The organism is Acidimicrobiia bacterium, from assembly GCA_018057765.1.
Classification (GTDB): Bacteria; Actinomycetota; Acidimicrobiia; order IMCC26256; family JAGPDB01; genus JAGPDB01.
This window is the reverse complement of the sequence record JAGPDB010000001.1, coordinates 66,890-78,722: the sequence shown is the minus strand read 5'-3', so window position 1 is coordinate 78,722 and position 11,833 is coordinate 66,890. Positions and strand designations below refer to the sequence as shown.

Annotated in this window: 13 protein-coding genes; 12 read left to right on the top strand and 1 reads right to left on the bottom strand. The window is 34.6% G+C overall.

The window, feature by feature from the left end; all coding sequences use genetic code 11:
• Window positions 1-35 precede the first annotated feature (35 nt).
• The 7 genes from KBF89_00430 to lepB all read left to right on the top strand — a co-directional run bounded on the left by KBF89_00430 (window position 36) and on the right by lepB (window position 6,291).
• Window positions 36-434, top strand: a complete 399-nt coding sequence (locus KBF89_00430) for a hypothetical protein (GenBank protein MBP9114794.1) — start codon at window positions 36-38, stop codon at window positions 432-434.
• Window positions 428-1,093, top strand: a complete 666-nt coding sequence (locus tag KBF89_00425; protein MBP9114793.1) for a hypothetical protein — start codon at window positions 428-430, stop codon at window positions 1,091-1,093. The genes KBF89_00430 and KBF89_00425 overlap by 7 nt, the downstream gene beginning before the upstream one ends.
• A gap of 102 nt (window positions 1,094-1,195) precedes the next feature.
• Window positions 1,196-2,578 carry an alpha/beta hydrolase gene (locus KBF89_00420; protein ID MBP9114792.1) on the top strand — a complete coding sequence of 461 codons (1,383 nt, stop codon included), beginning with the start codon at window positions 1,196-1,198 and terminating at the stop codon, window positions 2,576-2,578.
• A 142-nt stretch (window positions 2,579-2,720) separates the two neighbouring features.
• Window positions 2,721-3,773 carry a DUF3866 family protein gene (locus KBF89_00415; protein ID MBP9114791.1) on the top strand — a complete coding sequence of 351 codons (1,053 nt, stop codon included), beginning with the start codon at window positions 2,721-2,723 and terminating at the stop codon, window positions 3,771-3,773.
• Window positions 3,774-3,782: 9 nt separating this feature from the next.
• Window positions 3,783-4,673, top strand: a complete 891-nt coding sequence (locus KBF89_00410) for a WYL domain-containing protein (GenBank protein MBP9114790.1) — start codon at window positions 3,783-3,785, stop codon at window positions 4,671-4,673.
• 2 nt (window positions 4,674-4,675) lie between these two features.
• Window positions 4,676-5,620, top strand: coding sequence for a WYL domain-containing protein (locus KBF89_00405; GenBank protein MBP9114789.1), 945 nt, complete (start codon window positions 4,676-4,678; stop codon window positions 5,618-5,620).
• 71 nt (window positions 5,621-5,691) lie between these two features.
• A complete protein-coding gene (lepB, locus tag KBF89_00400; protein ID MBP9114788.1) occupies window positions 5,692-6,291 on the top strand; it encodes a signal peptidase I in 600 nt (199 codons plus the stop codon).
• Here lepB and KBF89_00395 read toward each other — a convergent pair.
• On the bottom strand, window positions 6,288-6,809 hold the full coding sequence (locus KBF89_00395) for a hypothetical protein (GenBank protein MBP9114787.1): 522 nt from the start codon (window positions 6,807-6,809) through the stop codon (window positions 6,288-6,290). The genes lepB and KBF89_00395 overlap by 4 nt on opposite strands.
• A gap of 171 nt (window positions 6,810-6,980) precedes the next feature.
• Between KBF89_00395 and KBF89_00390 the strand changes: the two genes are divergently transcribed.
• From KBF89_00390 to KBF89_00370, 5 genes are all read left to right on the top strand, one after another.
• Window positions 6,981-7,337, top strand: a complete 357-nt coding sequence (locus tag KBF89_00390; protein ID MBP9114786.1) for a hypothetical protein — start codon at window positions 6,981-6,983, stop codon at window positions 7,335-7,337.
• A gap of 89 nt (window positions 7,338-7,426) precedes the next feature.
• Window positions 7,427-7,756 carry a twin-arginine translocase TatA/TatE family subunit gene (locus KBF89_00385; protein ID MBP9114785.1) on the top strand — a complete coding sequence of 110 codons (330 nt, stop codon included), beginning with the start codon at window positions 7,427-7,429 and terminating at the stop codon, window positions 7,754-7,756.
• A 2-nt stretch (window positions 7,757-7,758) separates the two neighbouring features.
• The gene (gene tatC, locus KBF89_00380) at window positions 7,759-8,517 is read left to right on the top strand and encodes a twin-arginine translocase subunit TatC (GenBank protein ID MBP9114784.1); all 759 of its coding nucleotides are present in this window, start codon (window positions 7,759-7,761) and stop codon (window positions 8,515-8,517) included.
• Window positions 8,514-9,194 carry a hypothetical protein gene (locus KBF89_00375; GenBank protein MBP9114783.1) on the top strand — a complete coding sequence of 227 codons (681 nt, stop codon included), beginning with the start codon at window positions 8,514-8,516 and terminating at the stop codon, window positions 9,192-9,194. The genes tatC and KBF89_00375 overlap by 4 nt, the downstream gene beginning before the upstream one ends.
• Window positions 9,195-9,220: 26 nt before the next feature.
• On the top strand, window positions 9,221-11,776 hold the full coding sequence (locus KBF89_00370; protein MBP9114782.1) for a DEAD/DEAH box helicase: 2,556 nt from the start codon (window positions 9,221-9,223) through the stop codon (window positions 11,774-11,776).
• Window positions 11,777-11,833: the final 57 nt, after the last annotated feature.

The window sequence follows — 11,833 nt, the reverse complement described above, 5'->3', positions numbered from 1 at the left end:
CCATATAGGTCAATACGCAATTTATTGGAGGTTAGATGTCTATAACGACCACGTCGCATGAACCTACCATTAGAGAAAAATGTGCAAATTTATTTGTCTCGAAAATACCTAAGTTTCATATTCCTGAAGATACTCGGGTAGTGATTCTTGGTATACCTGGTTTTTTATGCACCAATGCTGCTCTTAAACCAGGAATTGATGGGCTCAACCAAGATGGGATTGTTTATATAGACTGGGGAGAGCTCTTAGATATAGGGTTTACAAATAATATAATCCAACATGTATCTAACTGTATAGATGCTTTAAGTCAGGATTTTGGTGGACCAATATATGTACATGGCAATTCCCTCGGTGGTTTTTTAGCACATTTTGCCGCATATTCAAACCCAGAGTCGTACAACGACTCATACTTACTGCATCTCCACATTTGTTAACACTTAACCCAGACACTCTAAAAGCACATACAAATATTGCACCATTTATTGGGCCAATGACTAACCGTGTATTTAGAAGATATATTAGCCATGACACGATTTCTCTATGGGAACGTTTTCGCAATAATGATCCATGCGACGAGGTCCAAAGATTTAAAGAAATAATGAATGGTATTGATGTACTTTCTTTTGCTGGCGCAACTGATACTACTGTACTTGGACGTGCTTGTTTAAGTGAGCGACAAAGTGACTTTTTAGCAATTTTACATGAAAATCCTAATATTCCTTTCAGTATGTTGCCAGAGCCCGATGCAAGGTTTAAAGGACATGTTCTTCCTGGTGATCACGCCGACGTATTTGCTAATGCTGTTCCGATAATAAGGTATTTAGCAAGTAAGCCAATCGATACTCCATTACCAATAGAACTCCAAAAACTAATATTGCCGATTACAGAGATGCAGGGTCTACCGTCAAAGACTGCAAGAGAAGTTATGTCACAATTTGTACTTACGTCTCTGCCTAATATTCCTGTATTCGATTTACAAAAGAGGGTAGACGCTCTACTAGGGTCTTTCGGTTCATTTACAAGAAGAACAAATACTCCGAATCGAGATCTAGTTCCTCCCATAGCACTAACGAATTCGCCATTAGTCAACTAGGCGTTAACTAGAGAAATAGTAATTATCAAAAATATTTTACAAATAGGACATAGCATGGCTATACTGAGCATTACCTAATCATATTAAAATAGGGAGAAGATAATGCCACCAGATTCAAAACGAAGAAATACTGTAACTCTTCATCGACCTCCTAGTATCTTAAACCCTAAATTCGTGCACCCATTGAATGCAGATCAGCAAGAAGAAGCTGCGCGTGTATTTCAAGATGCAATCAATAGCTTAACTGGCAATTTTAACAGACCATCTATGCTGGCATTACGAGCAGAGGGTAGAGAAATACTACGTGCCCTTCGTCATCCTCGTGATTTTAATTATGTTATTCCTAACCCAAACATTGAGAACACTAAAAAAAGCGTATATTTTATACCCGGCACAGGCGCACCTGGTGCTTCTTTAATAATGTTGTTAAACCGTATTGTTTCAGGCAACTCAGAATATGCTGCATCAAACCGTGGAACAAGATATAACACCAATGCTAGTGGTGATATTTTTGCAGAGGGTTGGTCTACTTATAAGCCTAATATTGGCCCAACCCCTTGGATTATACACGATGAAATAAAAAAGATAATTGATCTTGTTGAACGTACTGGTAGTCCAATTACAATTGTAGGGCATTCATTAGGTGGAATGTATGGACTTATACTCGCACGAGCACTAGGTCCAGAATATATTGAACATGTAATTGCGGTAGGTTCACCTTGTCAATTTGATCTTAACACTGCAAGAACATCTACAAATGTAGGTTTTGCTGCAAATATCATGGAGGCAATAGTGCCATTTATGGATGAAAATTTGCTTAATAGCCTGATACCCGAGGAGTTCCTAGCACCACTTGGAATACAATATACTGCTATATATGGCGTAGGTAGTCAAAAAAAATATGGTGATGGAATAGTAAATCCCTTCTCTTGTATACCACCAGATAATGAAGGTTATTTAGGCTTAGCTGTACCTAATGCCCATATGAGTATGATTACGGATCCATCTATCGCCAAATTGATAGAACACCTAATCATTCATGGAAACCAAGGTGAACTTCCTGATGATATATCCTCAATTCTTGCAACACCTGAGGATATAGCTAGGTGTAAAGCTGAATTCGATTTCATATCAACAGATACAGCTGGAAGGACCTATTCTATAGATCCACAAAGTAAAATTTTAGAACTTTTAGAACTCACGCCAAATGGTCGGGATGTATTTAGAGCATTTTTGCGAAGGGTCTTAACGGGTACTTATGAAATCCCAGAGTTGGATCCTAATCATGGAAGACCACACGGCATAGCACCAACGACGCGAATCGATAATAGCAATACACCAAGTAGTGCTTCCGTGGGCTCATCTTTAGATCAACTAGATGCACTAGTTAGAACAGGTCCACCAGATCATCTATTTATCGGTGCTGACGGAACAAAGACATCTGGTGTAGTCGTTCACGTAGAGCTACCGTGGGCTCATCTTTAGATCAACTAGATACACTAGTTAGAACAGGTCCACCAGATCATCTATTTATCGGAGCTGTCAGCACAAGATAATTTGATGCAGAAGGTCCCGTATTTGGTGCCTAACTACCTCTTGGAGGTCTGAGCTCTTGTAAACTTGAGTAATGGCAAATTATTCAAAACATAAGGTAGCTTCAATAATCGAAAACCGTGAGGGCTTAACAAAGATTCGCCTAAGTGATGGTTCACGTGCATATAACATAATCCAAAACTGTGGTGAAGTGGCTATAGGCGACGAAGTGATAGTAAATACCACTGCAGTCGATCTTAATCTTGGGACAGGCGGATGGCATTTTGTTTTGTGGAATCTAAAATACGATTCACTCTCGACCAAGTCCTCTGGTCACATAATGAAACTACGATATAGTGCGCTTCAATTTGAATCGGGAGTAGCAGAAGAATTCAATGGTTATACTACTCAAGATAATATTTCAGGTTGTTCTGTTATAGCAGCACCATTATTTTCTCAAGTAGCACCCATTGCCACATTTATTAAAAACAAGAACTCAAAGCTAAAAATTGCGCTTGCTATTTCAGATTCAGCAAGTCTTCCTCTAGCTATCTCGGACTTAATGATTAGATTAAAAGAACTAGATTTAGTTGATACTTCTATAACTTTTGGTCAAGCATACGGTGGTGACATTGAAGCTATTAACATTTTTACAGCATTACTTAGCGCACGCCATATCGCAAATGCCGATATAGTCATCGTGACAATGGGCCCCGGTATTGTTGGCACTGGTACACAATTTGGATATAGTGGGATTGATGTTGCTTATCATCTAGATAGTGCTAAATCTCTCGAGGCTAAAACTTATGGAGTTTTACGTGCATCTAGCGCTGATCCTCGTGAACGCCATCAAGGAATATCACACCATTCAATTACTACGTTTTCTAAAGCAACTCATGAGAAACATAATCTTGGCCTTATTGACAATGACGAAAAATACACTAAAATCATGAGAGATCAACTTGAAAAAGCACGAATCTATTCTTCCCATAATGTAGTTGAAGTTCAAAGTATTGGAATAATAAAAATGATGCAAGATATTCAACTAGAAGTTTCCTCAATGGGAAGACCAGCTGATCAAGATGAGCTATTTTTCGAATCTGCATGTGCTAGTGCACAGCTAGCAATCGCTGATTTAGAGAATTAAAAAATACTTATGACTACAAAAGTTGAGAGATTGATCAATTTAATTGCAATTCTTAGCGATACAATGCGGCCACTTACCCAACATGAAATTGTTAACACTGTACCGGGGTACAATTTAAATACTAAAGCAACTTCGCGTCGAACTTTTGAACGAGATAAAGATGAATTGCGTAATTTAGGTTTTGATATTTCTTCGACTCCTACACCAATGGGTGATTATGGCTACAAAATAAATAAAGATAATACTTTTTACTCTGTATCATTAACTGCTCAACAGAGAAATATTGTTCAATGTGCAATTGCAATGTATAGCTCCAATGAATCGCTTACATCTAAATCTTTAACGAAATTAGGTGGCACAAACCCTGAAAACGAATTGAATTCAGTGATTTCATTAAGTCTGCCAGAAAATGTAGATGTACTTTATCGACTTTGCGATAATTCTTCGACTATATCTTTTAAATATAGAGATAGTTTCCGACGAGTCAAAACAAAAAAACTCTTAGCAAAAGGTGGGTACTGGTATCTTGAGTGTTTTGATTTAGATAAGAAAGAACTTAGGAATTTCAGGATAGATAGATTATCAGATATTGCAGTAATAGATGTATCCCAAATGACTACTGAAGAAAATGGTGACAATAATGAAATTGCAGAAGAGATTGAGAGTGAAGTTGAGATAGTGGTGGAAGTTCACAAGGACTTAGAACCGATCTTTATTAGAGAATGGAATACCACGAAAACAGAAAAGGGATTATTCAAATTTACAATACCAAGAATCGATATTTTTACAATGAGGTATTTTGACTATGTAGGCTATGTGAAAATTGTAGAACCTATAGAATTAAAGATTGAAGTTGAAAAAATAATTGCAAAAGTTCTCGATTCAATGAAAATGGTATGATCATGCCACCCAAAAGCACAAAAGATGGCGGACATATAGAAAGACTAATATCTATAGCATATTTATTGACAACGCGTGATGAAATTGCGTTAGATGAACTTGAAGAACGATTCAATGTAAATACTCAACAGATAGAAGAAGATTTGAATCAATTAATGTATTGTGGCCTGCCACCATATTCACCAGATCAACTTTTTGATATTTCTATAGAAGATGGCTTCGTTTCAATGTTTTATAACGACGTTTTTATAGCACCATTGAAGCTAAATAATTCAGAACGAACAAATGCGACTATTGCTCTGACAAGACTCAGAGAAAAGACAAACCTCGAAGAAAAAAAACAAATAGATGAAATACTTCTTCTACTTAATTCTTCGAAGAAACAATCTATAAAAATAGATAATTCATCAGAATATATTGATTTATTTCAAAAAGCTATCGATAAAAATCTATCTGTCAAAATTGTCTATCTTTCATTAAATTCTGGTAATTTAGATGAGCGTGAAATTGATCCTAAAAAGATATTAACAACAGCATCAACAAGTTATATACATGCTTATTGCCACAGAGATAAAACAATGAAACTATTTCGTACAGATCGAATATCCAGAGTTGAACTCACAGATCATATGAGCGAATCTGATATTGGTGATACAACTTTAGAAATCAATAGTCAAAGCCAAACACCTTTTGTTTCTTCGGTCAAAGACTATATCATCTTAGAAATTGATAAAGATTTAGCTTGGATATTAGATACATATCCTCATGAAATAATAAACTTAAAAAATAATGAATATAAGCTAGAAATCTCGAACCCGTTTGTAGCTGCTAGATTATTCCTCAAAGCAAGTGGTTCATTAAAATATATTAGTGGTACGCTTGATTTAGTAAGTATATTAGAATCAATTAAGACAATTAAATCAAGGATATCTAATACTTACAATTAAACGGTTTGTCATCTGTTTTCATATATCTTTATGCGAGATATAACATTGAAAAACTACTAGAATTAGAAATTGTGAATCTCATGCAAATAGGATCTGTTAGATCTAAACCAATTATTGAAACGATATTTTTGGTTGTAGTAGCTATTTTGGTTGCAATTGTAGTCAGGTTTTTCTTATTACAACTTTTTTATATACCCTCTGGATCCATGGAGCCAACTTTACAGATTAATGACAATGTATTTGTAAATAAAATGTCGTATCAATTTAATAGTATTGAACGTGGCGATATCGTAGTTCTAGTTGCACCTGAAAGCGTCAGTCAAAACAATGAGGAAATAAAAGATTTAATTAAGAGAATAGTTGGGCTGCCTGGGGAGACAATTGAAGGTAAATGTTCTGACGGTGTTAATAAGTGTAAGGTAAAGATCTATATAACTAAACCTGGTGGAATGCCACAACTACTAAAGGAACCTTACCTTAGTAACGACCCCTTTTATACGTCATATGCTCCATTTGATGCAATAGCTGTTCCTAATAACTCCGTATTATTACTCGGAGATAACCGAGCGAACTCATCTGATGGGCGAGTGTTTGGACCTGTTAATACAGATAAAATAATAGGACGTGCTTTCTTTCGCATATGGCCTATCAGACGGGCAGGACTTCTTTAAAGAAACAAAGCATCTACATTTAATGAATTTGCTTTTTCCATTTGTCTTTCAAATGAAATCGAATGAACACAACTTTGTAATCCGAATTTAGAACATAAAGCAATGTGGCCTTTGCTAACTGTATCTATATCAAAATTGATCCCAGTTATACCAGAAATTGAATATTTGTAAAACAACAATTCATAATCTTTAGACTTAGTTTTCGGAGACAAAGTTATATACTTAGTTTTTGATATTTCTAATATATCTACTAGTTTCTCGTTTAAATATGCCTCATCTACAAATAAAGTATCTATATTTCTCAGTGTTTTTTCCAGAATATGTAAAAATTGTTCGTTTTTAATGATTTTCTTTGATGGAACGAGCGAGAGGGCAATATTGTCATTCAATTTTCTTAAAACATTTTTAATAGATTCACTCGATGATTTTGATACATCTTTTAGATCAACTACCAGGACTTTATCAATAAAATCTTCTATATTGAAATCTTGATTATTAATATGTTTAAAATTGGCCAATTTATAAATTATCACGCCTAGTATTCTGCCACATTTTTATCCACCACGCATGGTAACAAAATCAGGACATTTCGGAAACTTATCATAAAGGCATGGCCAAGACTGACCGAAAGTATATATATGAAAAAGATCTATTAAAAAATAGATTTACAAAATAGGAAGGTGCTCGAAATGACTACTATAAGAGCCAACTGCCCCCACTGTGGAGACGTACAACTTAGAGCACAAGATTTGACGGTTAGAACTATACCTGGTCAAGATCATGGTAGTTACTCATTTACCTGTCCTAGCTGTGCCAGAGCTGTAGCAAAAGATGCATCTAAACGAATCATTGATCTTTTAATATCAACTGGAGTAACTATTTCAGTATTTAAAGCACCGTCTGAGCTATTTGAAACTAAAATTGGACCAACAATAAATGCAGATGATCTCTTAGATTTTCACTTATTATTACAAGACGAGTCTTGGTTTGAAAAATTAAATCTTCAAGTTAGATCTAGCAATAACCAAGACCGCGAGATCTTATAAACAGTTATTACTCATCCAATTTTAGATAAGTTATATTTTCCGCATTTTTGCGAACTAGTATTATATAAAATTCTTTATATAGGAGTGTTATGAGTCTTGGTGGACCAGAAATATTAGTAATATTTTTCATTGCGCTACTTGTATTTGGTCCTGATAAATTGCCTTCAATGATGAAAACAGTAGGCCAAACTGTTGCCGAACTAAAAAAATATCAGAATATAGCAAAATCAGAAATCGATAAAGCAATTAATATGGCATCTTCCGATAGTAAGGATTCTTCTTCGCATATTGAAACATCTAATATTCGTCCAGAGCAATCTAAAATTACTAATAATGATCAAGAGATAACAAAAGATGACAAATCCAATAAGACTCATATAGAAAAAGTAATGCCAATAATTGATGATGAGCCTAAATAATAATGAAATTACAACTTAAAAGTAATACCACAAAAGCTAACGAATCAAATGATTCCACGATGCCATTTCTGTCCCATTTCGCTGAATTGAGAAAAAGAGTATTCATTTGTTTTATAGCTGTGATACTTGGTGCTTGTGTTGCATATATATTTGCACCGAATATCATTAAGTGGATAGCAGAGTTTTATACACATGCTTCAAAACAAAAAGGTGCAAAATTATCTCAAACTGCTGTTTTAGATGGATTCTTACTAAGAATAAAAGTAGCAACATATGGTGGATTAATTTTTGCAAGTCCGGTATGGCTCTATCAACTTTGGCGATTTATTACACCAGGTTTAAAACGAAAAGAGAAAAGGTATGTTATACCATTTATTTTAACTTCAATTCTATTATTTCTTTTTGGTGGGGCAGTATCAATATTTACTCTAACTAAAGCATTAGATTTTTTACTTACCTCAGGTGGCGTTGATTATAATCAAGTTATTAATGCTTCAGGTTATGTGACTTTTGTTGTATTAATGTTTATAGCATTCGGTCTTTCTTTTGAATTTCCAGTGTTGCTTTGCTTCCTATTAATTGCAAGAGTGATCAAAACGAAACAGCTAAGTAGCTGGAGAAGAGCCGCTATTTTAATAATTGTTATATTTGCAGCGGTAATAACACCATCTCAGGATCCATATTCGCTATTCTTGATGGCTGTGCCTATGTATATATTTTACGAGGCTTCAATTATTTTCGGAAGGATAATAAAAAGGTGACAACTCAATCATTACCAATCTCTAAAACTAGGAAAGATATTACAGTTTCAGTATTGATATCAATACTGATTGTGGCTTCAGCTGCATTAATTGTTTATTATGCAAGACCTGGCGGCTTAATCATGCGCCAACCTCGTATGACTTTTGTTTTCGCATACAGCTTAATTATTGGCTTTACTGCATTTACTTTTCTTAAACGTCCACCATTGGGTTATATATCTAGAGTTTTAGCTTGGAGTTCAAATATTGTATTTGCAATTGGTATGGTGGGCTTTTACTTTTTTACAGATGATAAGTCAAAACACTGGGGTTTTAAAGGATTACTTTTTGCTTTAACATTTAGCTTAAGTGCAACACTTTTAAGTGAAGCTATGATTTTCTATCGTAAAAAAATGTCTTATAAATCTCGAAGTAATATTTTGCATCAATTAATTTTTGCTTTAGTATGTGCTTTATTTATAGGTACAGTTGGTTATGTTTATTTGGATAAAGCTATAAGTGGTGGGGCATTACTTGAATATAGGACGCCAGCTACACCTGTCAATAATGTGCCTGTACCAAGCGATCCAAATACTGATCCTGCATTAAACCCAGGTCTAGATCCTTCTCAAAGTACTAATTCAAGCATTGAACCACTTATAACTTCAATTCCTATTGATACAACACCAGTTTCCTAAAAGCCGTAATATAGTCATAACAAATTATGAAAGAATCAGACTTAATAGAAAAATTTAGTGATGAGCGTGGACTCACATTAGATGAATTCCAAATTGAGTCATGTATTGCTTTAGAAGATGGTTTGAGCGTTTTGGTCGCTGCACCTACAGGCTCTGGTAAGACAATAATCGCAGACTTCTCAGCTTATCTAGCAATACAGAATAAAACAAAAATTATTTATACAACTCCTATCAAAGCCTTATCAAATCAAAAATATTTAGATTTCATTGAGCTTTACGGTAAAGAAAATGTTGGACTTGCAACTGGTGATCGTTCTATCAATCCCCGAGCATCAATCACGATCATGACAACTGAAGTTTTGCGAAACATGATTTATGCAGATATAACTTCTTTAAAAAATGTTACACATGTAGTTTTAGATGAAGTTCACTATATATCCGATAGAACACGAGGAGCTGTATGGGAAGAAATCATTATCCAGCTTCCTTTTGAAATTGATTTAGTTTGTCTAAGTGCAACTGTTTCTAATGCTGAAGAAGTGGGTGATTGGCTAACTACAGTTAGAGGTGCAACAAAAGTTATTATTCACGAGATACGTCCAGTTCCTTTAACTTACTGGTATTCATTTCGAATAAAACGTCAAGGTATGCAGGTAATGCCACTTTTGAACTCTAAAGAAAATAATTCTGTTGTACATCCTGATCTTACACACATACTAAAACCTAATAAACATTCAAAAATACAAAATAATATATTAATACCATCACGTTTTGATTTAATTGATTATTTAGAAGGTAAAAACTGGCTTCCAGCAATTTTTTTCATTTTTTCACGCAATGGTTGTGACAATGCTATTGAAGAATGTACCCGTGCAAATATTTCATTAACTTCACACGATGAGAAACAAAGTATAAGAGAGATATGTGATCGTCATTTAGGAGAATTAAGTGATAATGAATTTGATGTTCTAGGTTGTGATGATGTTGTTTATTCAATGGAACGTGGAATTGCGCCTCACCATGCTGGTTTAATTCCACCACTTCGAGAAGCTGTGGAAGAAGCCTTTATTGCAGGATTAATAAAGGTTGTTTTCGCTACAGAAACATTAGCTGTTGGTGTAAATATGCCAGCTAAAACAGTTGTAGTTGAAAAGTTAACGAAATTTAATGGTATGCATCACGACATTATGACTCCAGGTGAATTTACTCAACTTACTGGTAGAGCTGGTAGGAGAGGAATTGATAAATTTGGAAATACTATAGTTTGTTGGAATCGTTTTGTTGATTTCGAACAAGCTGCTACTCTTGCATCTACAAGATCATATGCATTGAAATCTCTATTTCGTCCAACATATAACATGGCAATGAATTTAATAAAAAATTATACACCAGCGAATGCTAGACATATTCTTAACTTATCTTTAGCTCAGTTCCAAAGTGATGATGCAATTGTTTCTATAGAGAGAACCTTATCGCTAAAGAAAAGACAACAACAAGACATTAGAAACAGTTTTGAAATAACTGATAGACAGTTTGACGCAAAAGTTTATAAAGAATCGATTACGAAGAAAAAGGAATTTAAAACGAAAAATTCTGATATGCGACAGAGATCTATTTTTGCTGGCATACATGCCGGCGATATAATAGACACATATAGACATGGTTCTTCTTGTGTTGTTATCCAAAAAGTAGCATCAAGTTATGAAGCCACATTAAGAGTTGTTGATTTAAATGCACGTGTACAACTTCTAACTCCAGAACATTTTGATGATGAAGTAAATGTTATTGGCCACATTGAGTTACCAGCACCTTATGCACCGCGAACTAAACATTTTAAACTTGGAACTTCAATAATGTTAAGAAAATTTCTTAAAAATTCTGATTTAAAATCTAAAAAACCAAATGAAAATCACAATGCGAAGAAATTATTAGACGAGTCGAAGCTACTTAATCATTATTCCATTTTAGAAAATGATATAAAAAAACTAACGAAGAAGGTTAAATCCCGAGGTCAAACCTTAGCTCGCCAACTTGAACGCATACTTGTATTACTCGAAGATTATAAATTTGTTGATGATTGGAGTCTGACTGATCGTGGTCTAGTACTTTCTGGAATTAATGCTGAGGCTGATTTAGTAATAGCTTATTTAATTTCTAGTGGTTTACTAGATGAATTAACTGTCCCAGAGTTTACTGGTGTACTTTCTGCTTTTGTATTTGAAGCTAGATCAAAAGATGAAGTTACTAGTACTTCACTGACAAAAGAGACTACGAGAATTTTTAATATGGCCGAGAAATTTTTAAAACGTCTAAATCAAGATGAGCGTGATGCTGGCTTAAATGAGACTCGAGGACCAGATTATGCAATGGTACGTTCTGCATATCGTTGGGCACAAGGTAAAACCTTAATGTCTATTTTAGAACAAAGTGAATTAACTGGTGGCGATTTTGTCCGTGCGCTTAAATCTGTTCTTGATCTATCTAGACAAATTTCTAATGTTGCACCAACAACTAAGCTAAAAAATCTATGTGAAGACACAATTGAGATGTGCTTTCGCGATATTGTTCGCATTTCTTCTTAAGAGTCCAACCGACAAATATAAATGTCCGATATTTCCGATTAGATTAACAGTATTACT